This is a genomic window from Pseudomonas sp. PA-6-3C, from assembly GCF_021605825.1.
Taxonomy (GTDB): domain Bacteria; phylum Pseudomonadota; class Gammaproteobacteria; order Pseudomonadales; family Pseudomonadaceae; genus Aquipseudomonas; species Aquipseudomonas edaphica.
The window spans coordinates 28,024-52,135 of the sequence record NZ_WKDV01000004.1; the positions used below are offsets into that span (position 1 = coordinate 28,024).

28 protein-coding genes and 1 tRNA gene are annotated in these 24,112 nt (G+C 58.6%); 7 read left to right on the forward strand and 22 right to left on the reverse strand.

Going from position 1 to position 24,112, the window contains the following annotated elements; genetic code table 11:
* The first annotated feature begins 20 nt into the window (after positions 1-20).
* Genes pstS through pstB form a run of 4 tightly spaced genes read left to right on the forward strand, consistent with a single transcriptional unit; the run spans position 21 to position 3,736 of the window.
* Positions 21-1,037, forward strand: a complete 1,017-nt coding sequence (pstS, locus tag GIW48_RS04410) for a phosphate ABC transporter substrate-binding protein PstS (RefSeq protein ID WP_017139136.1) — start codon at positions 21-23, stop codon at positions 1,035-1,037.
* A gap of 55 nt (positions 1,038-1,092) precedes the next feature.
* Positions 1,093-2,088 carry a phosphate ABC transporter permease subunit PstC gene (pstC, locus tag GIW48_RS04415; RefSeq protein WP_017139135.1) on the forward strand — a complete coding sequence of 332 codons (996 nt, stop codon included), beginning with the start codon at positions 1,093-1,095 and terminating at the stop codon, positions 2,086-2,088.
* Positions 2,085-2,957 (forward strand): phosphate ABC transporter permease PstA, encoded by an 873-nt coding sequence (gene pstA, locus GIW48_RS04420; RefSeq protein WP_170039895.1) that lies wholly within the window; start codon positions 2,085-2,087, stop codon positions 2,955-2,957. Before pstC ends, pstA begins: the two co-directional genes overlap by 4 nt.
* A complete protein-coding gene (pstB, locus tag GIW48_RS04425) occupies positions 2,957-3,736 on the forward strand; it encodes a phosphate ABC transporter ATP-binding protein PstB (protein ID WP_017139133.1) in 780 nt (259 codons plus the stop codon). Before pstA ends, pstB begins: the two co-directional genes overlap by 1 nt.
* 118 nt (positions 3,737-3,854) lie before the next feature.
* On the opposite strand, the gene GIW48_RS04430 is transcribed toward pstB, so the two are convergent.
* The 18 genes from GIW48_RS04430 to GIW48_RS04515 all read right to left on the reverse strand — a co-directional run bounded on the left by GIW48_RS04430 (position 3,855) and on the right by GIW48_RS04515 (position 17,590).
* Positions 3,855-3,930: transfer RNA gene (locus GIW48_RS04430), tRNA-Lys, on the reverse strand.
* Between the two features lie 63 nt (positions 3,931-3,993).
* Entirely contained in the window at positions 3,994-4,671 is a 678-nt protein-coding gene (gene queC, locus GIW48_RS04435; protein WP_099549396.1) for a 7-cyano-7-deazaguanine synthase QueC, read from the reverse strand.
* Position 4,672: 1 nt separating this feature from the next.
* The gene (gene queE, locus GIW48_RS04440; protein ID WP_017139819.1) at positions 4,673-5,320 is read right to left on the reverse strand and encodes a 7-carboxy-7-deazaguanine synthase QueE; all 648 of its coding nucleotides are present in this window, start codon (positions 5,318-5,320) and stop codon (positions 4,673-4,675) included.
* A gap of 164 nt (positions 5,321-5,484) precedes the next feature.
* Positions 5,485-6,318, reverse strand: a complete 834-nt coding sequence (gene ybgF / locus GIW48_RS04445; protein ID WP_017139818.1) for a tol-pal system protein YbgF — start codon at positions 6,316-6,318, stop codon at positions 5,485-5,487.
* Between the two features lie 6 nt (positions 6,319-6,324).
* Positions 6,325-6,825 carry a peptidoglycan-associated lipoprotein Pal gene (pal, locus tag GIW48_RS04450; RefSeq protein ID WP_003193861.1) on the reverse strand — a complete coding sequence of 167 codons (501 nt, stop codon included), beginning with the start codon at positions 6,823-6,825 and terminating at the stop codon, positions 6,325-6,327.
* 55 nt (positions 6,826-6,880) lie between these two features.
* Positions 6,881-8,161: a Tol-Pal system beta propeller repeat protein TolB gene (gene tolB / locus GIW48_RS04455; RefSeq protein WP_032865998.1), complete on the reverse strand. Its 1,281-nt coding sequence runs from the start codon at positions 8,159-8,161 to the stop codon at positions 6,881-6,883.
* A gap of 17 nt (positions 8,162-8,178) precedes the next feature.
* Positions 8,179-9,252: a cell envelope integrity protein TolA gene (gene tolA / locus GIW48_RS04460; RefSeq protein WP_017139816.1), complete on the reverse strand. Its 1,074-nt coding sequence runs from the start codon at positions 9,250-9,252 to the stop codon at positions 8,179-8,181.
* A complete protein-coding gene (tolR, locus tag GIW48_RS04465; RefSeq protein ID WP_161630238.1) occupies positions 9,252-9,704 on the reverse strand; it encodes a protein TolR in 453 nt (150 codons plus the stop codon). The genes tolA and tolR overlap by 1 nt, the downstream gene beginning before the upstream one ends.
* Before the next feature lie 23 nt (positions 9,705-9,727).
* Positions 9,728-10,423 (reverse strand): protein TolQ, encoded by a 696-nt coding sequence (gene tolQ / locus GIW48_RS04470; RefSeq protein WP_003209819.1) that lies wholly within the window; start codon positions 10,421-10,423, stop codon positions 9,728-9,730.
* Position 10,424: 1 nt separating this feature from the next.
* Positions 10,425-10,880, reverse strand: a complete 456-nt coding sequence (ybgC, locus tag GIW48_RS04475) for a tol-pal system-associated acyl-CoA thioesterase (protein ID WP_071484353.1) — start codon at positions 10,878-10,880, stop codon at positions 10,425-10,427.
* A gap of 139 nt (positions 10,881-11,019) precedes the next feature.
* Positions 11,020-12,078: a Holliday junction branch migration DNA helicase RuvB gene (gene ruvB, locus GIW48_RS04480; protein ID WP_017139814.1), complete on the reverse strand. Its 1,059-nt coding sequence runs from the start codon at positions 12,076-12,078 to the stop codon at positions 11,020-11,022.
* Positions 12,079-12,690, reverse strand: coding sequence for a Holliday junction branch migration protein RuvA (gene ruvA / locus GIW48_RS04485; protein ID WP_236460391.1), 612 nt, complete (start codon positions 12,688-12,690; stop codon positions 12,079-12,081).
* Between the two features lie 67 nt (positions 12,691-12,757).
* Positions 12,758-13,282 carry a crossover junction endodeoxyribonuclease RuvC gene (gene ruvC / locus GIW48_RS04490; protein ID WP_024077147.1) on the reverse strand — a complete coding sequence of 175 codons (525 nt, stop codon included), beginning with the start codon at positions 13,280-13,282 and terminating at the stop codon, positions 12,758-12,760.
* 155 nt (positions 13,283-13,437) lie between these two features.
* On the reverse strand, positions 13,438-14,184 hold the full coding sequence (locus GIW48_RS04495) for a YebC/PmpR family DNA-binding transcriptional regulator (protein ID WP_138451547.1): 747 nt from the start codon (positions 14,182-14,184) through the stop codon (positions 13,438-13,440).
* Positions 14,185-14,320: 136 nt separating this feature from the next.
* The gene (aspS, locus tag GIW48_RS04500) at positions 14,321-16,096 is read right to left on the reverse strand and encodes an aspartate--tRNA ligase (protein ID WP_170039897.1); all 1,776 of its coding nucleotides are present in this window, start codon (positions 16,094-16,096) and stop codon (positions 14,321-14,323) included.
* Between the two features lie 107 nt (positions 16,097-16,203).
* A complete protein-coding gene (locus GIW48_RS04505) occupies positions 16,204-16,425 on the reverse strand; it encodes an FmdB family zinc ribbon protein (RefSeq protein ID WP_017139808.1) in 222 nt (73 codons plus the stop codon).
* A gap of 168 nt (positions 16,426-16,593) precedes the next feature.
* Complete coding sequence (locus tag GIW48_RS04510; protein ID WP_017139807.1) at positions 16,594-16,935, reverse strand: ribbon-helix-helix domain-containing protein; 342 nt, start codon at positions 16,933-16,935, stop codon at positions 16,594-16,596.
* 181 nt (positions 16,936-17,116) lie between these two features.
* On the reverse strand, positions 17,117-17,590 hold the full coding sequence (locus GIW48_RS04515) for a Dps family protein (protein ID WP_003193874.1): 474 nt from the start codon (positions 17,588-17,590) through the stop codon (positions 17,117-17,119).
* A gap of 432 nt (positions 17,591-18,022) precedes the next feature.
* Between GIW48_RS04515 and GIW48_RS29740 the strand changes: the two genes are divergently transcribed.
* Entirely contained in the window at positions 18,023-18,625 is a 603-nt protein-coding gene (locus GIW48_RS29740) for a cold-shock protein (RefSeq protein WP_003193875.1), read from the forward strand.
* An 85-nt stretch (positions 18,626-18,710) separates the two neighbouring features.
* Here the strand turns inward: GIW48_RS29740 and GIW48_RS04525 are convergent, their stop codons facing one another.
* A complete protein-coding gene (locus GIW48_RS04525) occupies positions 18,711-18,917 on the reverse strand; it encodes a SlyX family protein (protein WP_017139805.1) in 207 nt (68 codons plus the stop codon).
* A gap of 3 nt (positions 18,918-18,920) precedes the next feature.
* Entirely contained in the window at positions 18,921-19,346 is a 426-nt protein-coding gene (locus GIW48_RS04530; RefSeq protein ID WP_138454013.1) for an HIT domain-containing protein, read from the reverse strand.
* 741 nt (positions 19,347-20,087) lie between these two features.
* Here GIW48_RS04530 and GIW48_RS04535 point away from each other — a divergent pair.
* The gene (locus tag GIW48_RS04535) at positions 20,088-21,386 is read left to right on the forward strand and encodes an OprD family porin (RefSeq protein ID WP_017139803.1); all 1,299 of its coding nucleotides are present in this window, start codon (positions 20,088-20,090) and stop codon (positions 21,384-21,386) included.
* Positions 21,387-21,576: 190 nt separating this feature from the next.
* On the opposite strand, the gene GIW48_RS04540 is transcribed toward GIW48_RS04535, so the two are convergent.
* Positions 21,577-22,419 carry a mechanosensitive ion channel family protein gene (locus GIW48_RS04540; RefSeq protein WP_099549392.1) on the reverse strand — a complete coding sequence of 281 codons (843 nt, stop codon included), beginning with the start codon at positions 22,417-22,419 and terminating at the stop codon, positions 21,577-21,579.
* Between the two features lie 136 nt (positions 22,420-22,555).
* The gene (locus GIW48_RS04545; protein WP_003209785.1) at positions 22,556-23,041 is read right to left on the reverse strand and encodes a YajQ family cyclic di-GMP-binding protein; all 486 of its coding nucleotides are present in this window, start codon (positions 23,039-23,041) and stop codon (positions 22,556-22,558) included.
* Positions 23,042-23,164: 123 nt separating this feature from the next.
* Between GIW48_RS04545 and GIW48_RS04550 the strand changes: the two genes are divergently transcribed.
* Positions 23,165-24,082, forward strand: a complete 918-nt coding sequence (locus GIW48_RS04550; RefSeq protein WP_177033327.1) for a putative 2-dehydropantoate 2-reductase — start codon at positions 23,165-23,167, stop codon at positions 24,080-24,082.
* Positions 24,083-24,112 lie beyond the last annotated feature (30 nt).

The window sequence follows — 24,112 nt, forward strand, 5'->3', positions numbered from 1 at the left end:
TACCTTGAGGTGTTGTCGTGATGTTGCCGACTAAAAAAAGTCTGTCTGTATTGTTGAGCGCCCTGTGCCTGAGCGGCATGGCCCACGCCACCGACGTTACCGGTGCCGGCTCCAGCTTCGTCTACCCGGTGCTGTCCAAGTGGTCGCAGGACTACAGCAAGAACTCCAGCAACCGCATCAACTATCAGTCGATCGGCTCCGGCGGCGGCATCGCCCAGATCAAGGCAGCCACCGTTGACTTCGGCGCCTCTGACGCACCACTGTCGGCCGACGATCTCAAAGCCGGCGGCCTGGGTCAGTTTCCCAGCGTGATCGGCGGCATCGTGCCGGTGATGAACGTCGAAGGCGTGGCCGCAGGCCAGCTGAAACTCGACGGCGACACCCTGGCAAAGATCTTCCTCGGTGACATCAAGGCCTGGAACGACCCTGCCATCGCCGCGCTCAACCCTGGTGTGAAGTTGCCAAGCGCAAACATCACCGTGGTGCACCGTTCGGACGGCTCCGGCACCTCGTATAACTTCACCAACTACCTGGCCAAAGTCAGCGACAGCTGGAAAACCAAGATTGGTTTCGGCACCACCGTACCGTGGCCGGTCGGTGTGGGCGGCAAGGGCAACGAAGGCGTTTCGGCCTACGTGAAGCAGATCAAGAACTCGATCGGCTTTGTGGAATACGCCTACGCCCTGCAGAACAAAATGACCTTTGCCTCACTGAAGAACGCGTCCGGCAAGTTCGTCGAGCCTAACGCCAAGGCGTTCCAGGCCGCCGCCGACACCGCCGACTGGGCCAGTGCCAAAGACTTCAACCTGATCATGACCAACGCCCCAGGTGAAGGCGCATGGCCGATCACGGCCACCACCTGGATCATCATGTACAAGCAGCCCAAGAATGCCGAGCAAAGCCAGGCGGCGTTCAACTTCTTCAAGTGGTCGCTGGAAAAAGGCCAGGAACAGGCTGCGGCCCTGGACTACGTCGCATTGCCGGGCTCCCTGGTGTCGCGAATCGAAGATTACTGGAAGTCTGACTTCGCCCACTGATTCGCCCTACGACCGCCTTCCTCGATAACTGAGGAAGGCGCTGAGCACCTCTGATATGAACGACACGGTCCACACCCTGGTTATGACTACTCACGCGAGCGACACCGGGGGCGACCGCCGCGCCGCCCGCGATCAACGCCACGACCTGTGGTTCAAACGCTCGATGTTCGGTGCCGCCATGCTGGTACTGGCGCTGCTGGGCGCCATTGCCGCCTCGACCCTGTGGGGCGGCGGGCTGGCGTTCAAGACGTTTGGTTTCGGTTTCATCACCAGCACCGAGTGGGATGCCGTCAATAACCACTTTGGTGCCGTGGTGCCGATTTACGGCACCTTGGTCACCTCCTTTCTCGCCTTGCTGATTGCCGTTCCGGTGAGTTTCGGCATCGCGATTTTTCTGACTGAAGTTGCACCGCCCTGGCTGAAAATGCCGGTGGCCTCGGCGATTGAGCTGCTGGCCGGTATCCCGTCGATCATCTATGGCATGTGGGGTTTGTTTGTGTTCGGGCCTTTCATGGCCGAACACCTGTCGCCGTTGATCAATGACTACCTGGGCGCCCTGCCCTTTGTTGGCTCGCTGTTCCAGGGGCCGCCACTGGGAATCGGCATGCTCACCGCCGGCATTGTGCTGGCGGTGATGATCATGCCGTTTATCACCTCGGTGATGCATGAGGTGTTTCGCAGCGTGCCCACGCAGTTGAAAGAATCCGCCTACGCCTTGGGCAGCACGACGTGGGAAGTGGTGTGGGACATTGTTCTGCCTTACACCCGCTCGGCGGTGGTCGGCGGTATCTTCCTCGGCCTGGGCCGCGCCCTTGGCGAGACCATGGCGGTGACCTTCGTATTGGGTAACGCACAACAGTTTTCCGCCTCGTTGCTGATGCCCAGCAGTTCCATCGCCTCGGTCATCGCCAACGAATTCAGCGAGGCCTACACCGACCTGCATCGCTCTGCGCTGATTGCCTTGGGTTTCCTGCTGTTTATCGTGACCTTCGTCGTGCTCGCGCTCGCGCGACTGCTGCTGATGCGCCTGTCGCGCAAGGAAGGGTTATGAACGCCAACGAACGCCTGTATCGCAAACGCGCATTTAAAAATGGCGTGGCCATGTTCCTCAGTTGCGGCGCCACCGCCTTTGGCTTGCTGTGGCTGACGTGGATTCTGCTGACCACCATTATCAACGGCTTCCAGGCCCTGAACCTGCGCCTGTTTACCCAGATGACCCCACCGCCCGGCACCGAGGGCGGCCTGGCCAATGCGTTTTATGGCAGCGCGTTGATGTCGGCTATCGCGTTGGTGATCGGTACGCCCATCGGGCTGATGGCCGGCATCTGGCTGGCAGAGTTCGCACGCCACTCGCGCCTGGGGACTACGGTGCGTTTCATCAATGACATCCTGCTGTCCGCCCCCTCGATTGTGCTGGGTTTATTCATCTACACCGGGGTTATCCTGCCGCTGAACCTGCTGACCAATCATCAGGTCGGCTTCTCTGCCATCGCCGGTGCGCTGGCGCTGGCGCTGCTGGTGATTCCGGTGGTGGTGCGCACCACCGATGAAATGCTCCAGTTGCAACCCTCCACCATGCGCGAGGCGGCCCTGGCACTCGGTGTACCGCAGTGGAAGCTGACGCTGCAAATCGTGCTGCGGGCGGCCAAGGCCGGCGTAGTCACCGGCATCCTGCTTGCCCTGGCGCGCATCACCGGGGAAACCGCGCCACTGCTGTTCACCGCCTTTGGCAATCAGTTCTGGAGCAGCAACCTGCTCAAGCCGATCGCCAGCGTGCCCGTGGTTATTTTTCAGTACGCCATGAGCCCGTTCGACGACTGGCATGCACTTGCCTGGGCCGGCGCATTGGTCCTGACGTTGTTCGTGCTGGTACTCAGCCTGGCATCCCGCCTGATTCTTTTACGCAATAGGTCTCACTGATGGACGCCACCGGCATTGCTCCCGACAAAACCAAAATCCAGGTGCGTGGGTTGGAGTTCTTCTACAACAACCAACGCTCGCTCAAATCCATCAACATGGATATTCCGGAAAAGCGCATTACCGCCATCATCGGGCCTTCGGGCTGCGGCAAATCCACCATGCTGCGGGTGTTCAACCGCATCTACTCGATGTACCCCAAGCAGGAAGCGCGCGGCGAAGTGCTGCTCAATGGCGAAAACATCCTCGCCCCCGGCTACTCGATGAACCGCCTGCGCAGCCACGTAGGCATGGTGTTCCAGAAGCCGGTACCGTTTCCGATGTCGATCTACGACAACATCGCCTACGCGGTGCGTCACCACGAAAAACTCTCGCGCCGCGAAATGAACGACCGCGTCGAACAGGCCCTGCGCGGCGGTGCGCTGTGGGATGAAGTCAAAGACAAACTCAACCAGAGCGCCCAGAGCCTCTCCGGCGGCCAGCAACAACGGCTGTGCATCGCCCGCACCATCGCGCTGCGCCCGCAGGTGCTGCTACTGGACGAACCAACCTCCGCCCTCGACCCGATTTCCACCGGGCGTATCGAACAGTTGATTACGGAATTGAAGGCGCAGTACACGGTGATCATCGTGACCCACAACATGCAGCAGGCCGCGCGGGTGTCGGACAGCACCGCGTTTATGTTCATGGGGGAATTGATTGAGCATGGCAAGACCGATCAGATCTTTACCACGCCGAAGATGAAGCAGACGGAGGACTATATTACGGGGCGGTTTGGCTAAGGCCGGGCAACGAGCCGTCTCTTGGAGGCGGTTTTTTACCAGCGCCAAATTGCAGGCAAAAAAAAACCCGGAAATCCTCACTTGCGTGGGCCTTCCGGATTTTCTAAACCGCCAAAAATGGTGGGTCGTGTGGGATTCGAACCTACGACCAATTGGTTAAAAGCCAACTGCTCTACCAACTGAGCTAACGACCCGCTGTGTGGTGGCGCGTATAATACTGATTTCTAAGGATTATTCAACACCTTATTTTAAATAAATCAGAAATAACGCGTTGGGTCCGCAATTGCGGCGTTTTTGAAGCCTTCTGCTCGCAGTCTGCAAGCGTCACATTTCCCACAGGCACGACCGGAATCGTCTGCCTGGTAGCAGGAAACTGTCAGCGCGTAATCGACGCCCAGTCCTACGCCAGCCTTCACGATGTCTGCCTTGCTCATGTTCTGCAGCGGCGCCTGAATGCGGAATCCCTGCCCTTCCACTCCGGCCTTGGTCGCCAGGTTGGCCATGCGTTCGAATGCCTCGACGTATTCCGGACGGCAGTCCGGGTAGCCGTTGTAGTCGAGGGCATTAACGCCAATGAAGATGTCGCGGGCTTTCAATACTTCGGCCCAGCCAAGCGCGAGGGACAGGAATACGGTGTTGCGCGCCGGCACGTAGGTCAACGGAATGCCTTCGCTGGGCGCTTCAGGCACATTGATGCTGCTGTCCGTCAGGGCCGAGCCGCCGATGCCGTTGAGGTTGAGGCCGATCACCTTGTGCTCGACCACGCCCAGCTCACGGGCAACACGCTCGGCGGCGTGCAGCTCGGCGCGGTGGCGTTGGCCGTAGTCGAAACTCAGGGTGTAGCAGCTGTAGCCTTGGGCGCGGACCATGGCCACCAGCGTGGCGGAATCCAGACCGCCAGAGAGCAGGATGACCGCGCGCTTTTGCTCGGTCATGTCAGCGCCCCGGCTCGTCGTTCCACAGGTATTTGTGCAACTGCAATTGCAGGCGCACCGGCAGGTTGTCCGCCACGACCCAATCGGCCAGGTCGCGGGCGTTGAGGTCATGGTGGCTCGGCGAGAACAACACCTCGCCGGCACGGCGGTCGAGGTTGTACTGGATCAGCTTGGAGGCCGCCCAGTCATAGTCATCCCGCGAACAAATCACGAACTTGACCTGATCGTTGGCCGTCAGCAAATCCATGTTGTCGTAGAGGTTGCGGTGCGCTTCCTTGGAGCCCGGGGTCTTGAGGTCGACCACCCGGCTCACGCGCGCGTCAACCGCGGAGATATCCAGGGCGCCGCTGGTTTCCAGTGAAACCTCATAGCCAGCGTCACACAGCCGCTTGAGCAACGGGATGGCATTCGGCTGGGCCAGGGGCTCACCACCGGTCACACAGACGTAGCGCGGCTTGAAGCCGGCAACCTGCTCGATGATGTCGTCGAGGGTGCGCACGGTGCCACCGCTGAAGGCGTAGGCGCTGTCACAGTATTGGCAACGCAACGGGCAGCCGGTCAACCGTACAAATACGGTAGGCAGGCCAGCGGTACGCGTTTCACCCTGTAACGAGTAAAAAACTTCGGTAATACGTAATGTGTCTTGCATAGTCGCCACGGGCGTAACAGCTAAACAGGCTGTCCGCCTCCGTCAGGCACTTCAAGGAACCCCGCCAACGCGTAGGCCCCAAAAAGCGTGTTTCATAAAAGGGCGTGGATTCTAACGAAAAAACCCGCGCCAGGCGCGGGTTTCTTCTAAACGGGTTGCATCGCTTACAAGCGCTGCAGATCCCGCTGGGCCAACTGGGCTGCGGAGGTACCCGGATATTGGGCAACCACCTGTTGCAAAATGCCTTTGACCTTGTCGGTGTGACCCAGGCGGCGTTCTACATCAGCCAGTTTATACAGCGAGTCAGGCACCTTTGCATGCTTTGGGTACAGCTGGCTGACCTTGGCAAATGCCTGGCCTGCCGCTTGCAAATCACCCTTTGCCAGGTTCACCTCACCCAGCCAGTACTGGGCATTGCCCGCGTATTGGCTGTTAGGGTATTTGCGCAGGAATGCGGTAAAGGCCTGGCTGGCCTTATCGAAATCCTTGGCTTTGATCAGGTCAAAAGCTGCGTCGTAATACAGCTTTTCCTTGGCCGGATCACCCGGTTCGCTGCTGGCAGCAGGCGCTTGGCTAGCCGCTGCGCCTGCTGCTGCACCACCGGCGGCAGCGCTTGGCGCGCCACCGGCAGAAGAATTATCAGGAGTTGCGGCAGGTGTTACGCCGGCTCCAATGCGTCGATCAAGATCCTGGTAACGCTCCAGGCCTTCTTGCTTCAGCTGGTTCACTTGGTTCTGCAAGATCTCAATGGTGCCTTGTTGCTGCGACAATTGATCCTGCATACGTTGCAGCTGGTTGAACAGTTCGCCCTGTGCCGAGGGAGCGGCAGTTGCCGGTCCCCCAGCATAGGCGCCGTTCGTGCCATAACCCGCTGGCGGATAACTGCTCCCGCTATTGTTATAGCCAGAGTTGCTATCTTCCACAGGAACCGCAGCCCACACCGCAAGCGGTGCGAGGCTGAGAGCCAATACAGTTAGAGCACGACGGCACGTTCGCATGACGAATTACTTACGCAGTTCGACGCGACGGTTTTGAGCCCACGACTGTTCGTCGTTGCCAGTTGCAACTGGACGCTCTTTACCGTAGGAAACCAGTTCCAGTTGGCCTGGAGCAACACCTTGCAGTACCAGGTAGCGTTGAACGGCTTTCGCACGACGCTCGCCCAGTGCCATGTTGTACTCACGAGTACCACGGGCGTCAGTGTTACCTTCCAGAACAACGCGAGCGCCGTTAGCTTTCAGGTCCTTCGCGTGAACGTCCAGAGCGCGCATGGCTTCTGGCTTCAGGTCAGAACTGTCGTATTCGAAGTAGAAAGTGGTGATAGCGCGCAGAGCAGCTTCTTCGCTCAGGGAGCCGTCAACTGCACCAGTGTTAGCGCCGTAACCAGCGTTTGGATCAACAGCTGCGCCTTCACCGGCATTGTCGCCGCCTTTAGACGAGCAACCAACGGCTACGGACAGAGCCAGAGCCAGAGCAGCAAACTTACCAAACTTCAGCATTTCCATCGTGAAACTCCTAATGAACCCCAGTGTGTTAAGCAATTCTTTTTGTAGCGCCGCGTCAGTTCAGGTAAGGGGACCAGGATGGTTCTCTGACTTCGCCTTGTGCGGTAGGAAGCGGGAGCCTTACGCGTCCATTAATGGACACGAGCATCAAGACTCCCCGGCCCTGCTGGCGGGTGGCGTAGATTACCATGGTGCCGTTGGGCGCAACAGTGGCTGACTCATCAAGGTTGGTATCTGTGAGGATTTTTACCGTTCCACGCTGCAAATCCTGGGCCGCAACCCGGAAATTAGTGAAACCATCCTGACGGTGAATCATCACCAACGTCTTTTCATCGGCCGAAAGCTTAGGGTTGGCATTGTAGTTACCAATAAAGGTCACGCGTTCCGCGCCACCGCCACCTACGCTTGTTTTGTAGATTTGAGGCTTGCCGCCACGGTCGGAGGTGAAGTAGATGGTCGAACCATCCTTACCCCAGAAAGGTTCGGTATTGATGCCCGGGCCACTGGTTACACGGCTGATCTGGCGCGAAGCCATGTTCATCACGTAAATGTCCGGGTTGCCGTCCTTGGACAGTACGAACGCCAGGCGCGAACCATCCGGCGACCACGCAGGGGCACCGTTGAGGCCTTCAAAGTTGGTGATCTGCTCACGACGACCCGTATCGATGTGCTGCACGAAAATGCGCGGGCGGCGCTGTTCGAACGACACATAGGCAATACGCTTGCCGTCCGGCGCGAAGCGCGGCGACAGGATTGGCTCACGCGACTGCAGCAAGGTCACGGCGCGGGCGCCGTCGTAGTCCGAACGCTGCAAGGTGTAACGCGTGTTGTCTACGGAGAAACGCTCAGCCGTTACATAAAGCAGACGTGTCGAGAACGCACCCTTGATACCGGTGAGTTTTTCAAACGACTGGTCCGAGATGTAGTGCGCCATGTCCCGCAGTTGTTCGGCGGTGCCCGATACGCTGCCGGTCAAGACCTGCTGCTCGGTGGCCACGTTGAACAACGTGTACTGGATTTGCAGGCGACCACCGGCCGGCGTAATGCTGCCGACCATCAGGTACTGGGCGCCTACCGCTTTCCAGTCACGGAAAATGACTTCGCTGGCCTGGGTCGGCTGGCTGATCATGTTGCCTTTTGGAATAGGCGCGTAGTAGCCGGAGTTGCGCAGGTCGTCGCTGACGATCTGGGCCATGTCATCCGGCAGCACGCTGCCGCCCTGCCAACCGAACGGCACTACCGCGATCGGGGTGGCCCGATCGCTACCGCTGGTGACCAGAATGTTCTTTTCATCCGCCGCCGCTATCCCTGCCATACAGCAAATAACGACAAGCATTCCTCGAAGAAGGTTTCTCACAAGGCTAGATCCTCAGGTGTGAATGTCATCTTGAATGAACGATAGGGAGCGAAGTCGCTTGGTTTCATTCCCTGCATCTCGGTCAACCGGCCAATGTTCTTGACCGCGGCAACCGCCGAACTGTCGAACGAACCGTCACCACTGGACTTGGACACGCTGACCGAAGTCACCGTACCGTCCGGCAACATGCCGATCTGCAGCACTACTGTCATGCCTTTACGTGCCGAAGGTGGACGTGTCCAACCCTCCGCTGCCCGTGCCCGAATCAGGTCGTCGAAACTGCCCGCGACTTCATCGCCACGTTCATCGGCCAAGGCTTGCTGACGCTGCGGCGTGTCGGAGAGCAAATCTGCCAAGGCCTGGGCCTTTTTCTCTTCGGCGGATTTACGCGCTGCTTCCTGGGCCTTTTTCTTACTGGCGTCGGCGGCAGCTTTCTTCTTCGCGTCGTCGGCGACTTTCTTCTTCGCCTCGTCTGCTTCAGCTTTTTTCTTGGCGTCTTCGGCGGCTTTCTTCTTCGCGTCTTCGACTATCTTCTTCTTGGCGTCTTCAGCGGCCTTTTTCTTGGCCTCTTCTTCGGCAGCTTTTTTGGCTTCTTCTTCAGACTTCTTCTTGGCTATATCAGCCAATTGTTTCTCTTCAGCCTTTTTAGCTTCGGCAGCTTTATCGGCTTTTTTGGCTTCATCAGCCTTTTTGGCCTCGTCAGCTTTCTTGGCTTCGTCAGCCTTTTTCGATTCCTCGGCCTTTTGAGCCGCCTCTTCTTTCTTTTGTTCCGCAGCAGCCTTCACCGCTTCCTGCTCGACCTTCTTCTGTTCCATCTGCTCGACTTCGGTCTGGCGCGCAGCCGACTTCTGGGCCTCACCCGCAATCTTCTGATTGGTCTGGGTGGTGGCCTGACTTTTCGATTTCAGCTGATACAGGGTCGCCTGCACGATCGGCTTGGCTGGCGGCAGGTCCGGGGTCATGGCAAAGCTGACGAACAGCATGCCAAACACCAGGACGTGCAGGGCAATTGCCCAGACGCTAGGCCAGAAGTAGCTTTCCGAGGCGGACGGCTCTCGCTGTTGCTGCATCAGGGCGCCTCGGTAATCAAGCCAACGTTACCCACGCCGGCCTTCTGCAGCCCGCCCATGGCGCCCATGACGGAACCATAGTCGACCACTTTGTCGCCGCGAATGAACACTTGCGTGTGCTTGCCGCCTTCGTTGCCGGACCGGATGATCTTGGTCACGGCGTCCGTCATCTGCGGCAAGGTCATGGCCTTGTCCTGCTGTTTCTGGGTGTCGACTTCGCTGCCAAGGTTCCAGTAATAGGTCTTGTCAGCCTTGATCGAAATGGTCAGGACCTGGGTGTTGTTGTCTTGCGGCAAGGCTTCGCTGGAAACCTTGGGCAGATCAACCTTCACGCCCTGATTGAGCATCGGCGCGGTCACCATGAAGATAACCAGCAGCACCAGCATCACGTCGATGTAAGGCACTACGTTCATCTCGGCGACCGGCTTGCGCTTTTTGCGAGCTCGAGCGATTAAAGCCATTGGAAATTACCTGCTTATTCTTCGCTGGTGTGCACTTTACGGTGCAGGATCGCCTGGAATTCATCGGCGAAGGTGTAGTAACGGCTGATCAAGGTTTCGCCACGAGCGGCAAAACGGTTGTAAGCAATTACTGCGGGAATAGCGGCGAACAGGCCGATCGCGGTGGCGATCAACGCCTCGGCGATACCCGGGGCCACGGTGGCCAGGGTCGCTTGTTGCGCCTGGGCCAGGCCACGGAAGGAGTTCATGATGCCCCACACGGTACCGAACAGGCCGATGTACGGGCTCACGGAACCGACGGTGGCGAGGAACGGCAAGCTTTGTTCAAGTTTTTCTTCTTCGCGGGAGATGGCAACGCGCATGGCACGGGCCACGCCTTCCATGACCGCTTCCGGGTCAACACCCGGTTGCTGGCGCAGGCGCGAGAATTCCTTGAAACCGGCGCGGAAGATCTGCTCTACGCCCGAATCCGGGTCCGGGTTGCTACCGGCCTGACGGTACAGCTTGGACAGGTCGATACCCGACCAGAAGCGCTCCTCGAAGCTCTCCAGGGCACGTCGACCGGCACGCAGCAGGTTGCTGCGCTGAAAAATCATGACCCAAGAGGTAACCGATGCGGCTACCAGGACCAGCATCACCAGTTGAACCACAACACTGGCATTGCTGACCAGGCTCCACATGGAGGAATGGTCGACGACGGTAGGTTCCACGCTAAATCTCCTGCTTTGATTGTTTACCCGCGCCGCTTACGCCGGCAAAGGCCGCACGTAGAGCTTCGGGAATGGCCCGGGGTTTCAAACTATTGGTGCGCACACAGGCCACCAGGAACTGCCCCTCACAGAGCAGCGTTGCATCCGTTGCCCGCCTGACCTGCTGTTTAAAGCGCAGGCTGACACGGTTCAATTCGATAACTTCAGCGCTGACCAGCAATTCGTCGTCCAGTCGCGCCGGTGCGTGGTAGCGCGCCTCGCTGGAATGCACGACGAATAACAGGTCCTCCCCTGCCAGCTGGGATTGGGCAAAGCCCAGCTCCCGTAGCCGCTCGGTTCGAGCCCGCTCCATGAACTTGAGGTAGTTAACGTAATAAACGATGCCGCCGGCATCGGTGTCCTCGTAATAAACGCGACAGCGATGTGCGAACGACTGATCCCCGTTTTGCGCGCGCATACTCTAGTGCTTACTCCTCAGGTTGCCAATCCGGCTGGGCAACTGTTTTTGCATTCTATTCAGCATTTCTAACGACTGAATGACGACACCAGCCACTAGGACAGCACAAACTTCAGATAAATCGTCTGGCGTGGTGTTTTTAATCGTCCACTGCATCGAGGAATTCGTCTACTACAGGCATCTCGCCCAATCGTGACGGAATGTTTAACCCGAAGTGCAAATAGGCGTGGCGCGTGACCACGCGGCCCCTTGGCGTACGCATGATGTAACCCTGTTGGATCAGGTACGGCTCCAGCACATCCTCAATGGTATGGCGCTCCTCACTGATCGCCGCGGCCAGGCTGTCCACACCGACCGGGCCGCCGTCGAACTTCTCGATCATGGTCAAGAGTAGACGTCGATCCTGGTGGTCGAAGCCGTGCTCGTCCACATCCAGCAGGTTCAAGGCCAAATCCGCCACGGCCTTGGTGATATGCCCCTTGGCCCGCACTTCGGCAAAATCGCGCACACGACGCAGCAAGCGATTGGCGATACGCGGCGTACCACGGGCGCGGCGGGCGATTTCGAACGCGCCTTCCGGGTCCAGTGGCAACCCCAGGATGCCCGCCGAACGGCTGACAATCGTCGCAAGATCGGCAGTGCTATAGAACTCTAGACGTTGAACAATGCCGAAACGGTCTCGCAGCGGATTGGTCAGCATCCCGGCGCGTGTGGTGGCGCCGACCAGCGTGAACGGCGGCAGGTCGAGCTTGATCGAGCGGGCCGCCGGGCCTTCACCGATCATGATGTCGAGCTGGAAGTCTTCCATGGCCGGGTACAGTACTTCCTCGACGATCGGCGACAGCCGGTGAATCTCGTCGATAAACAGTACGTCGTGCGGTTCAAGGTTGGTCAACAGCGCGGCCAGGTCACCCGGACGCTCCAGCACCGGGCCGGAGGTGGACTTGATCGACACGCCCATCTCCTGGGCGATGATCATGGCCAGGGTGGTCTTGCCCAGGCCTGGCGGGCCGAAGATCAACGTGTGATCGAGGGACTCGTTGCGCCCACGCGCAGCCTGGATAAACAGCTCCATCTGCTCGCGCACGGTCGGCTGGCCGATATAGTCGGCAAGGCTGACGGGGCGGATGGCGCGGTCCTGGACTTCTTCACGGTCGCGCGGGCCGGTGGCCGCGATCAGACGATCAGCTTCAATCACTTAAATCATTCCCTTCAGGGCTCGGCGGATCATGTCTTCGCTGCTCAGGTTCTTGTCCTTGATGGCCGACACGGCTTTGCTCGCCTCCTGGGGCTTGTAGCCCAGGGAGATCAGCGCGCTCACGGCATCGCTTTCGGCACTGGCGATCTGGCTGGCCGGCATGTCCGGCTGATTCGGTACCAGCGCGAACATGTTCGGCACCACTTCCCAGGCCTTGAAACGGTCCTTGAGTTCGACCAGCAGGCGCTCGGCGGTTTTCTTGCCGACACCAGGCACCTTGGTTAACGCTGACGTGTCCTGGGCCGAAACCGCGCGTACCAACTCGTCCACTTCCAGGCTCGACATCAACGCCAGCGCCAGCTTTGGCCCCACGCCATTGAGGCGAATCAGCTCACGGAAGAAGTCGCGGTCGCGCTTGCCAATGAAACCATAGAGCAATTGCGCGTCTTCGCGCACCACCAAATGCGTGTGCAATGTTATCGGCTCACCGATCGACGGCAAGCGATACAAGGTGGTCATGGGCACTTCCAGCTCATACCCCAACCCATTTACATCCAGAATCAGGTGCGGCGGCTGTTTCTCAGCCAGGGTGCCGCGCAAGCGTCCAATCACGGTTCAGATCCTTAAAGCTTGGGGTCAGAGCACGGCCTGACCGGAAATAACGATTGCGCTGATGCTATCAGAGACGCAGCCGCCCGCCACGACTGCGTGCGGTGCCCAGGCCATGCGGCAAGAGGCTGGAACGCGTGTGTGCATGGCAAATGGCAATGGCCAGGGCGTCGGAGGCGTCGATTTGCGGCTTTGAGGTGAGCTTGAGCATGTGCATGACCATCATCTGCACCTGCTCTTTATTCGCCGCGCCGGTGCCGACCACGGCCTGTTTGACCTGGGTCGCGGTGTATTCGGCGATTTCCATGCCCTCCTCCGCACCGGCCACAATAGCAGCGCCACGGGCCTGGCCGAGCTTTAAGGCAGAATCGGCGTTTTTGGCCATGAAGACCTTTTCGATGCCCATGGTGACCGGCCCGTAGGTCTGGATCACTTCACGCACGCCGCGGTACACAATCTGCAGGCGCTCAGCCAACTCGCCCGCGCCGGTACGGATGCAGCCCGAAGCGACATAGACGCAGCCACGCGGGGTGTGTTGCACCACGCCAAAACCGGTGATGCGCGAACCGGGGTCGATACCAAGGATTAAAGTCATAACGCCTGCGGGTTGGGAAAAACATGATTCTTGCGGCCAACAACAATCAAATGTGGGAGCTGGCTTGCCTGCGATGCAGACACTTCGGTATTTCCGTCAAACCGAGGTGATGCTATCGCAGGCAAGCCAGCTCCCACAGGCGATTTTCATGGTGCTCAGGTGAGTTGTTCGGCTACGGATTCCGGGATGTCGGCATTCGAGTAGACGTTCTGCACATCATCCAGGTCTTCGAGCATATCCAGCATCTTCAGCACTTTCTGCGCGCCGTCCAGGTCCAGCTCGGCGCTGGTGGTCGGCAACATCACGATTTCTGCGTCGGTGCCTTTGAAACCCGCCGCTTCCAGCGCGTTACGCACGGAGTAGAAGCCGGCAAACGAGGTGAATACGTCGATGGAGCCGTCTTCGTTGGTCACCACATCGTCGGCGTCTGCCTCCATGGCCGCCTCCATCAGGGCGTCTTCATCGGTGCCGGGGGCGAACGTGATCTGCCCCTTGCGCTCGAACAGGTAAGCCACCGAGCCATCAGTACCCAGGTTGCCGCCGCACTTGCTGAAGGCATGGCGCACAGCAGCCGCGGTGCGGTTGCGGTTGTCGGTCATGCACTCAACCATCACCGCCACGCCGCCTGGGCCGTAGCCTTCGTAGCTCAGCTCGACCATGTCGTCGGTATCGGCAGCGCCGGCACCACGGGCCACCGCGCGATCAATGATGTCGCGGCTCATGTTCGCGCCCAAGGCCTTGTCCAGCGCCAGGCGCAGACGCGGGTTGGAACCTGGGTCACCACCGCCTTGACGGGCGGCGACGGTCAGTTCGCGAATCCACTTGGTGAAGATCTTGCCTTTCTTGGCATCCTGACGCTCTTTGCGGTGCTTGATGTTCGCCCACTTGGAATGGCCAGCCATAACACAACTCCGAAATTCTCTAGAAACCTTATCAATCCCGCCCCAGGCAGGAATTCCCTCTTTTAAACGCAAAGGCGCATCCGAAGATGCGCCTTTTTGACTGCGTAAAACCTTATTGCGCTTTCACGCCGCAGCCTTACTCAGCCTTCGGCGCCTCGCGCAGACGGATGTGCAGTTCGCGCAGCGCCTTGGCATCCACCACGCCCGGAGCCTGGGTCATGACGTCCGCAGCACTCTGGGTTTTCGGGAAGGCGATCACTTCGCGGATCGACTGGGCGCCGGTCATCAGCATCACCAGACGGTCCAGGCCAAACGCCAAGCCACCGTGCGGCGGTGCGCCGTACTTCAGGGCGTCGAGCAGGAAGCCGAACTTCTCTTCCTGTTCCGCTTCGTTGATGCCCAACAGGCGGAACACCGCTTGTTGCATCTCTTTGCGGTGGATACGGATCGAACCGCCACCCAGCTCGGTGCCGTTGAGCACCATGTCGTAGGCGCGCGACAGAGCGCCCGCCGGGTTGGCTTCCAGCTCTTCAGGCGAGCACTTCGGCGCGGTGAACGGGTGGTGCAAGGCGCTGAAGCTGCCGTCTTCGTTTTCTTCGAACATCGGGAAGTCGACGACCCACATCGGCGCCCACTTGCAGGTCAGCAGGTCCAGGTCGTGACCGAGCTTGATGCGCAGCGCGCCCAAGGCCTCGCTGACGATCTTGGCCTTGTCGGCACCGAAGAACACGATGTCGCCATCGACTGCACCGACGCGGTCGAGGATCGCGTTCAGGTTGTCCAACGGAATGTTTTTCACGATCGGCGATTGCAGGCCGTCAACGCCATTGGCACGCTCGTTGACCTTGATGTACGCCAGGCCTTTGGCACCGTAGATGCCGACGAACTTGGTGTAGTCGTCGATCTGCTTGCGCGGCATGCTCGCGCCGCCAGGCACGCGCAGGGCGGCGATGCGGCATTTCGGGTCGTTGGCCGGGCCGCTGAACACCTTGAAGTCGACTGCTTTGAGCTGGTCGGCCACGTCCACCAGTTCCAGCGGGTTACGCAGGTCTGGCTTGTCGGAACCGTAGCGGCGCATGGCTTCTTCGAAGGTCATGTGCGGGAACTCGCCGAATTCCAGGTCCAGCACTTCCTTGAACAGGTTGCGGATCATTTGCTCGGTCAGGCCCATGATCTCTTTTTCATCGAGGAAGCTGGTCTCGATGTCGATCTGGGTGAATTCAGGCTGACGGTCAGCGCGCAGGTCTTCGTCGCGGAAGCACTTGGCGATCTGGTAGTAGCGGTCAAAGCCGGCGACCATCAGCAGTTGCTTGAACAGCTGCGGCGATTGCGGCAATGCGAAGAAGGAACCGGCGTGGGTACGGCTCGGCACCAGGTAGTCACGCGCACCTTCCGGGGTGGCCCGGGTCAGGATCGGCGTTTCGACGTCGAGGAAGCCGTTTTCGTCGAGGAAGCGGCGGATGCTGGTGGTCATGCGCGAACGCAGGCGCAGCTTCTCGGCCATTTCCGGACGACGCAGGTCCAGGAAACGGTAGCGCAGGCGGGTTTCTTCGCCCACGTCGGAGTATTCGTTGAGTGGGAACGGCGGGGTTTCCGACTCGTTCAGCACTTCCAGCTCATAGCCCAGCACTTCGATGGCGCCGGAGGCCATGTTGGCGTTTACAGCACCGGCCGGGCGTAGACGCACCTTGCCGGTGATTTTAACGACGTATTCGCTGCGCACGCGGTCGGCGGCGGCGAAGCTCTCGGCGCGGTCCGGGTCGAACACCACTTGGGCCAGACCATCACGATCACGGATATCGAGGAAGATCACCCCGCCGTGGTCGCGGCGACGGTGAACCCATCCGCAAAGGGTGATTTCCTGACCATCCAGGGTCTCGTTCAGTTGGCCGCAATAGTGGCTGCGCATCATGGTAGTGGTTTCACTTCTCGTAATTCGAAATTCGGTGGAGGCTCGCCTTGTCACCGTACAGTTAAGCAGGGGACGGATAATGCAGGAGCCTGCGCGTAGAGTTCAACTCAGTCTGCTTTGTCGCCGCCCGCCAGATTCTTCTTGGCGCCGGTCTTGAAGTCGGTCTCATACCAGCCGCCGCCGCTCAGGCGGAAGCCCGGCATGGACAACATCTTCTTCAGCTCAGGTGCCTGGCAGGCAGGGCAATCGACCAGCGGCGCGGCGCTGATCTTCTGAATGGCCTCCAACTGATGACCACAGGAAGCACATTGATAATCGTACATGGGCATGGAGATGTCTCGGCGATCAGATCGTAACTGCGCCACGCCCACCCTGTGGATAAGCCAGGGGCGCGCAGCAAAGCGCGGGATTATATCTGGTAAATCGACACAGCGCAGCCGGCTTTCTGCCCGAAGCCTGGCCCGCCTTGACGGTGGGCCTGCTTCGCAACCGGCGGTTTAATCCAGGCCCGTGGCGCTGGCACGATCTTTTAATACGTGGACCACGCACACCACCCGCACCAACCCGCTGAAGTTCTTCACTCCCCCGTAACGCAAATGCACTTCCCGATCGACATACGACAGCAACGCGCTGACTGAACAAGCATTGATCCTGGCTATCTCCGTGAGGATATTCCAGTAGATCTGCTCAAGACGCAGGCAGGTGGAAAACCCATTGAGCCTGACCGACCGGGACAATGGCTTGGCCAGTCCCATGTCGAACCCTTTGGCAAAGGGGTCGACCTTTATCTTGTGAAAACCGGCGGTTTCCATCACTCCATTACCCACTCCGCGTGACATACACCTGACACTCCATTGCCAAACAGCAGCCCATGGGTTTCTCCCATTGGGCAGTGGGCCTATAAAACAGCAGGGCGAGAGGGGCAGCCAGAAGACGCGGATTGGAAAGTTGTAGGACAACGGCAGGAAATGCGGAGAAACAAGCGAGCGGCGCCGGGAAGGCGCCGCTCAGGGGGTGTCTTTACTGGTTTTCAAGCAACGAACGCAGCATCCACGCGGTTTTCTCGTGAACCTGCATGCGCTGGGTCAACAGGTCGGCGGTCGGCTCATCGCTCACCTTGTCGAGCAGTGGGAAAATACCGCGCGCGGTGCGGGTGACGGCTTCCTGGCCGGCCACCAGTTGCTTGATCATCTCTTCGGCGCTGGGCACGCCCTCTTCTTCCTTGATCGAAGACAGCCGGGCATAGATCGAATAGGCACCCGGCGCCGGGAAGCCCAGGGCGCGGATACGCTCGGCAATGGAGTCCACCGCCAGCGCGAGTTCGTTGTACTGCTCCTCGAACATCAAGTGCAGCGTACGAAACATGGGACCCGTGACGTTCCAGTGGAAGTTGTGGGTTTTCAAATACAGTACATAGGTATCGGACAGCAGCCGTGAAAGCCCATCGACGATGGATTTACGATCTTCTTCACTGATACCAATATCGATTGCCATGTTTTTCCCCTTCAATTGACGAACATTCATTGATCAGGTGCAGGACCACTCTAGCAAGAGTGCCGGCGGTGTGCAGCCCGACACAGGCAGACAGCGTGCGACATATCGCCCCTCTCCACGGCTGTGCCTATGAGCGACGGGCCAACCTTTGTGACGAGTCGGAAAACTTTAAAATTACCGCTCGCAAACCCTGCCACTGTCTAGGACAAGGGTTTGACGCAGAAATGCCTTTGCCCTTGCAACGCCCCGAAATGCTTGATTTGAGTAGGCACAGCCTTTGCTGTTAAATAGGCGGCGTGTGGTTACCGTTCATTTCTGCGGTACGCCACATAGGCTGATACCCGCGCACGTGCTCAACGCCTCCCATTGTTCAGAAGCGAACCGTGCCAGTCAGCTCTTCCTTGTGATCCGTCTTAACGTGAGTTAATCAAAATGTTGAAAATCGTCCACCTCCTGACGGGCGTTGCAGCGTTGCTGCTGTCCTTTATTCCGAGTCTGCAGCCTGAAAGCCTGCCGTACCTGGAACAACACGACGCCCTGTACCTGGCCTTGTTCGGCCTTCTTAACCTGACGCTCGCACCGGTAATCCCTTACTGGAACAAAGGCACGCGTCATCAACTGCAAAACCTGGTCAGCGCGCTGTTGGTACTGACCGTTGTCGTGCAAACCCTCACCCTCCTGGCACCTATGCCTGAAGTGGGCGGCCACCCGGCCATCCTGCTCAGCCTGGTGATTGCTGTGGTCGCCATCGTTCTTCACCTGGCCATCAGCTTCTACCGTTCGTCGCCTGCCGCGGCGTCGCAAAACTACGACATGACCAACCGGGATACCGGGACCGTCAAGTGGTTCAACACCTCCAAAGGCTTCGGCTTTATTTCCCGCGATTCGGGCGACGATATCTTCGTCCACTTCCGGGCCATCCGTGGCGAAGGCCATCGCGTCCTGGTCGAAGGCCAGCGCGTGGAGTTCTCCGTCATGAACCGCGACAAAGGCCTGCAAGCCGAAGACGTGATTGCGGCCTTGCCGCGTCGCTGATTCCTACCCGCAGCGCATAAAAAAACCGCGATCCGGCTGAGCTGGATCGCGGTTTTTTATGCGCGGCTGTTTAACGAAGGACCGATTAATAATGTGGCGGCGGTGCTTCTTCTTCGGAGGTCTCGAACTGCCCGCCCATTTCCTCCTGGCGCTTGAGCAGCGCCGTCATCTGCATTTGCAGGCGTTCAACCGCACGCTGCTGAGTGACCAGGATGTCATTGAGGGTCTCGATGGTGTCGTCCTGGAAGGCCAGGCGGCTTTCCAGATCGGTAACGCGGTCTTGCAGGTCCATGATTCAGTCCTGGCTAAAGATGAAGTCGGCAGGCAATAGCCCGCGCAATTGGCTGCGAATCGCCGCCACTTGCTCTTCGGTATAAGGCCGGGCCGGGTGTTTGCCCCAGACCGGTGCCGGCCAGGCCGCATCGTCACGTTTGCGCACGATCACATGCACGTGCAACTGACTGACGACATTCCCCAGCGCGCCGATGTTCATTTTGTCGGCGGCAAAGCTCGTGTTGAGCTGTTGCGCCAAGACTGTCGTTTCTTGCCACAGTATCTGTTGATCTGCGACATCCAGTTGAAACACTTCGCTGATACCGTTGATGCGCGGCACCAGGATGAACCAGGGGTAATTGGCGTCGTTGGACAGCAGCAGGCGGCAGAGCGGGAAGTCCCCAATGGCCAGTGTGTCTTGTTGCAGGCGTTGGTCTAAGGCGAACACGCGGCACTCCGTTCGGCAGGTCAATTTCAGGTGCCCAGCATACCTTCGAATGCCCGAGGCTTCACGGCGAATGCGGGAGCGTTCAGGCAACCGGGCAAAAAAGCACGCACCCTTTCGAGGCAGGCAAATATTTGAGCTACGCTAAATCGGGCCTCAGCGGGATGCACCAAAATGACCCACCCGTGCCTCAAAGGGATCCGCCAATTACCCACTCAAGGGGTGAACCGGTAACGCTTTGCCCTGGCACAGGATTTTTGTACCTCCCAACAGGTGTTTCAGCGGGGCGTCAAGCCCAAACCAAACGACGTAAAAAGCCCGTGCTTATGCGGTTTTTACACGGCCGTAACGTTTTTCACGAAAAAATGACATTCGGTTACCGCTTTGTGCACGCTTGTTGCATTCACACCCGTATCGTCGGCAACGGCACCCGTATGGATACAGGTGTTACGCGATAAGAAACAGTAGCGTTCAGGTGCCTTTCAAGGATGAGTTCAAACTTCGCAAGGGGTATGAATACTGCACTTTAGTTGTCAGCCTGGTCACACTCGGGCTGTGAATTTGCGACAGGGAAATAGCAATTTACGACAGCCTCGTAAAGAAGCTGAAAGGATAGATGAGTAAGTATCGTCAATAGGGTCTGCGTGATATAACTTTGCGCCGACACAAAAAAGAAAGAGCCGCCCAGATAAAAATACAGGTGGGACGGCAGTACTCTTCCTAAAACCAAAGGAGCAAATCACGATGCGCGTGATGAAGTGGAGCATGATCGCCCTGGCTGTTTCAGCCGGCGTTTCGCAGTACGCAATGGCGTCCGCCCAGGACGATTCCAAAGGCTTTGTTGAAGACAGCACTTTCGGCATCAATACTCGTATGTTGTATTTCAGCCGTGATTTCCGTAATGAGCCGGCTGGCGGCTACAAAATCATCAATGGCAAGGCTCAAAGCCGTGTCGAAGAAACTGGCCTGGGCTTCAACGCACTGTACCAATCGGGTTTCACCCAGGGCACTATCGGTGTCGGCGTTGACGTGATCGGCCTGCTGGGCGTGAAACTGGACAGCGGCAAGGGTCGCTCGGGCACTGGCCTGTTCCCTACCGGTGCCGACGGTCGCTCGCAAGACGACTACTCCAAAGGCGGCGGCGCCGTTAAGTTCCGCATCTCCGACACCGTGCTTAAAGTCGGCGACCAGTACACCACCGCGCCTGTGTTCGCTTCCGACGACAGCCGCTTGCTGCCAGAGCTGCCGCAAGGTATCTCGATCACCAGCAACGAGATCAAGGGCCTGAAACTCGAAGGCGGTCACTTCACCTCGAGCGTGGCACAAGCACAGACATACCGTGACAGCCTGGGTCTGACCAAAACCGACTTTATCGGTGGTGTCTATGCCCTGACGCCGGAAGTCAGCGCCAGCCTCTACTACGCGAAGACCGAAGACTACTGGAAGAAGACCTACGCCAACCTGAACTGGACTCACGCGCTGAGCAACGATCAGTCCCTGGCCGTTGACTTCAACATCTACAGCACCAAAAGCGATGGCGCCGGCCTGCAGCGCGCAGAAAAAGACAACACCACCAAACTGGATAACCGTGCGTACAGCTTGCAAGGCGCGTACACCATCCAGGCTCACACGTTCACCCTGGCCTACCAGAAAGTCAGCGGTGACGGTGACTACGGCTACGGCGTAGACGGCGGCGGCACGATTTTCCTGGCCAACTCCATCGCCCGTTCCGACTTCAACGCTGAAGACGAAAAATCCTGGCAAGCTCGCTACGACCTGAACATGGCCACTTTCGGCGTGCCAGGCCTGAGCTTCATGACTCGTTATGTCAGCGGTAGCGGCGCCAACACTGGCACCACTTCGAACGGCAAAGAGTGGGAACGCGACATCGAAGCCAAGTACGTGGTTCAGAGCGGCCCGGCAAAAGACCTGAGCCTGCGCGTTCGTCAAGCGACCTATCGTTCGTCTGATGGCGTGTACTACGGTTCGGCGTCGATCGACGAACTGCGTCTGATCGCGCAATACCCGCTGAACATCTTGTAATTAGCTGTTTAATTACAATGATGACTTAAGGCGTAAGCCTTAACTAAAAAGCCGCTACCCTGCTTTGCAAGGGAGCGGCTTTTTTATTTCAGTTTTATTACACAAGAAAAATAACTAGCAAGCTAAGTAACTACATTGGCCTTACGCATCAAACTTGACCTATCGGCCAAGTTCGACAACCCGCGCTTAGTTATTTGGCAAGCGGTTCTTGCATCACGCGAATAACTCGCTGTGGAAACGGAATATCAATACCCGCCCCTTTCAAACGATCACGCGCCAGTTCATTGAGCATAAACACCACATCCCAATAATCCGGGGTATTGGTCCAGCAACGCAGGGAGACAGTGATCGAACTGTCTCCCAAGGTCGACACCACTGCCACAGGCGCAGGGTCAGCCAGCACGCGTGGGTCTTTGGCCAGCTCCAACAGCACTTCACGGGCTTTCTGCAAATCGGCTTCGTAGTCGACCCCCACATCAAACACCACCTTGCGGGTCGGCTGACGGTTGGTGTTGGTGATGAGGCCGTTGGACAGGCTACCGTTAGGGATGATCACGGTTTTGTTGTCGCCGGTGCGCAACACGGTGTGGAAGATCTGGATGCTGTCGACGGTACCGGAAGTGCCTTGTGCTTCGATCCAGTCACCAATGCGAAACGGACGGAACAACAGGATCAGTACGCCACCGGCGAAGTTCGCCAGGCTGCCTTGCAATGCCAGGCCGATGGCCAGAGTAGCGGCACCAATCGCGGCCACGAACGAGGTCGTGGCCACGCCGATCATCGAGGCCACGTTGACCACCAGCATGACTTTGAGCGCGATGTTGGCAAGGTTAGTGATGAAATGTTGCAGCGCCAGGTCGGCATTACGCAGCGCCAGCAAACGCCCCACGCGGTGGGTCAACACGTTAATCAGCCACCAACCGATGGCCAGGGTGACCACGGCCAGCAAAAACCGGCTGCCGTATTCCATAATCATCGGGAGCCAAGACTCAGAGGTCTTGATCAGGTGATCCATTTCAACGTTTAAATCCATCTATCTTCTCCTGTTGCGCGGATGTGCGGCTTAATTGACTGCCTTAAAACGCAAATGAGCCCCGAAGGGCTCAAGTGTAGGCACTGTTTCTGGGGCGTGGGACGTCAAAAACGCCCACAGGTTCCCCAATGTGCCATCAGTCGCGGAAGTTATTGAACTGCAGCGGCATGTCAAAGGTCTTGGCGCGCAGGGCAGCAATGGCTTCCTGCAGGTCGTCACGCTTCTTGCCGGTGATACGTACCTGCTCGCCCTGGATGGCGGCCTGGACCTTTAGCTTGGCATCTTTGACGTGAGCGACGATCTTCTTCGCCAGCTCCTTGTCGATGCCTTCCTTCAGCACGGCTTCCTGCTTCATCAGTTTGCCGGAGGCGTAGGCGTCCTTGATTTCTAGGCATTGCGCGTCGATCTTGCGCTTGACCAACGACAGCTTGAGGATCTCGATCATCGCTTCCAGCTGGAAATCGGCTTCAGCGGTCAGGTTGACGGTCAGTTCCTTTTCCTTGAACTCGAAGCTGCCCTTGCCCTTCAAGTCATAGCGACGGTCCAGTTCCTTGACGGCGTTTTCGACGGCGTTGGTGACTTCGTGTTTGTCCAGTTCGGATACCACGTCGAACGAAGGCATGTCATTTCTCCAATATAAGGGGCGGGCTCAGTAGAGATGGAGCGCGCCCAAGCTAAAATGCCGAGGCATTATAGCGGTTCTTTCGCACCATTCATCGCAGGCGACCCTACGGAGCACAAACTGATGTCGACCACCTGGCATATTCTCGGCGCCGGCAGCCTGGGCACCCTCTGGGCCACACGATTGTCGCGCGCGGGCCTGCCCGTGCGGCTGATAGTGCGGGATGCCGCGCGCCTGGCCAGCTATCACCAGGCGGGCGGCCTGACCCTGGTGGAACACGGCGTAGAAAATACTTACCTGGTGATCGGCGAAACACCTGACAGCCCCGGGCCGATTCATCGCCTGCTGGTGGCGTGCAAAGCCTACGACGCCCAAAGCGCCATCGCACAGCTGCAACACCGATTGGTACCGGACGCTGAGCTGATCCTGCTGCAAAACGGCCTTGGCAGCCAGGATGCGGTGGCCGCGCAACTGCCCCAGGCCCGCTGTATCTTTGCCTCCAGCACCGAAGGCGCGTTTCGCGACGGCGATTGGCGCGTGGTCTTCGCCGGCCACGGCTACACCTGGCTGGGAGACGCGCGGCACCCCACTCCCGCGCTGTGGCTGGACGACCTGCACGCCGCCAGCATTCCCCATGAGTGGAGCACCGACATCCTGACGCGTTTATGGCGCAAGCTGGCGCTCAATTGCGCCATTAACCCATTGACCGTGCTTTACCAGTGCCGCAACGGCGGCCTGCAAGCCCACCAATGCGAAGTCGCGACCTTGTGCGCCGAACTCAGCGAGTTGCTCGAATGCTGCGGCCAACCCGCCGCCGCCCAGGACCTGCACAGCGAAGTGCAACGGGTGATCCAGGCCACCGCGGCCAATTATTCGTCCATGTATCAGGACGTGGCCTCCAGCCGTCGCACCGAAATCAGCTACCTGCTCGGTTATGCGTGCCAGGCGGCAGAGCGCCATCAATTGGTGCTGCCGCATCTGCAACAGTTGCGGGCGCGCCTGGTCGACTACTTGCACACACGCGGATTGGCCAGCGACTGAGGCACGCGCTACCCTGCCTACCTGTCTATC

Coding starts and splice junctions, on each gene's coding strand:
- tolB (WP_032865998.1), bottom strand. CDS start 8,161: ATGCTTGTCGTTATTTGCTGTATGGCAGGGATAGCGGCGGCGGATGAA.
- GIW48_RS04505 (WP_017139808.1), bottom strand. CDS start 16,425: ATGCCCATGTACGATTATCAATGTGCTTCCTGTGGTCATCAGTTGGAG.
- ruvC (WP_024077147.1), bottom strand. CDS start 13,282: ATGACTTTAATCCTTGGTATCGACCCCGGTTCGCGCATCACCGGTTTT.
- GIW48_RS04535 (WP_017139803.1), top strand. CDS start 20,088: ATGCGCGTGATGAAGTGGAGCATGATCGCCCTGGCTGTTTCAGCCGGC.
- GIW48_RS04495 (WP_138451547.1), bottom strand. CDS start 14,184: ATGGCTGGCCATTCCAAGTGGGCGAACATCAAGCACCGCAAAGAGCGT.
- GIW48_RS04545 (WP_003209785.1), bottom strand. CDS start 23,041: ATGCCTTCGTTCGACGTGGTATCCGAACTGGACAAACACGAAGTCACC.
- aspS (WP_170039897.1), bottom strand. CDS start 16,096: ATGATGCGCAGCCACTATTGCGGCCAACTGAACGAGACCCTGGATGGT.
- GIW48_RS04515 (WP_003193874.1), bottom strand. CDS start 17,590: ATGGCAATCGATATTGGTATCAGTGAAGAAGATCGTAAATCCATCGTC.
- pstA (WP_170039895.1), top strand. CDS start 2,085: ATGAACGCCAACGAACGCCTGTATCGCAAACGCGCATTTAAAAATGGC.
- pstC (WP_017139135.1), top strand. CDS start 1,093: ATGAACGACACGGTCCACACCCTGGTTATGACTACTCACGCGAGCGAC.
- ybgF (WP_017139818.1), bottom strand. CDS start 6,318: ATGCGAACGTGCCGTCGTGCTCTAACTGTATTGGCTCTCAGCCTCGCA.
- ybgC (WP_071484353.1), bottom strand. CDS start 10,880: ATGCGCGCGCAAAACGGGGATCAGTCGTTCGCACATCGCTGTCGCGTT.
- GIW48_RS04510 (WP_017139807.1), bottom strand. CDS start 16,935: ATGTCACGCGGAGTGGGTAATGGAGTGATGGAAACCGCCGGTTTTCAC.
- GIW48_RS04525 (WP_017139805.1), bottom strand. CDS start 18,917: ATGGACCTGCAAGACCGCGTTACCGATCTGGAAAGCCGCCTGGCCTTC.
- GIW48_RS04540 (WP_099549392.1), bottom strand. CDS start 22,419: ATGGATTTAAACGTTGAAATGGATCACCTGATCAAGACCTCTGAGTCT.
- pstS (WP_017139136.1), top strand. CDS start 21: ATGTTGCCGACTAAAAAAAGTCTGTCTGTATTGTTGAGCGCCCTGTGC.
- GIW48_RS04550 (WP_177033327.1), top strand. CDS start 23,165: ATGTCGACCACCTGGCATATTCTCGGCGCCGGCAGCCTGGGCACCCTC.
- GIW48_RS29740 (WP_003193875.1), top strand. CDS start 18,023: ATGTTGAAAATCGTCCACCTCCTGACGGGCGTTGCAGCGTTGCTGCTG.
- tolA (WP_017139816.1), bottom strand. CDS start 9,252: ATGCAGCAACAGCGAGAGCCGTCCGCCTCGGAAAGCTACTTCTGGCCT.
- queC (WP_099549396.1), bottom strand. CDS start 4,671: ATGACCGAGCAAAAGCGCGCGGTCATCCTGCTCTCTGGCGGTCTGGAT.
- pstB (WP_017139133.1), top strand. CDS start 2,957: ATGGACGCCACCGGCATTGCTCCCGACAAAACCAAAATCCAGGTGCGT.
- queE (WP_017139819.1), bottom strand. CDS start 5,320: ATGCAAGACACATTACGTATTACCGAAGTTTTTTACTCGTTACAGGGT.
- pal (WP_003193861.1), bottom strand. CDS start 6,825: ATGGAAATGCTGAAGTTTGGTAAGTTTGCTGCTCTGGCTCTGGCTCTG.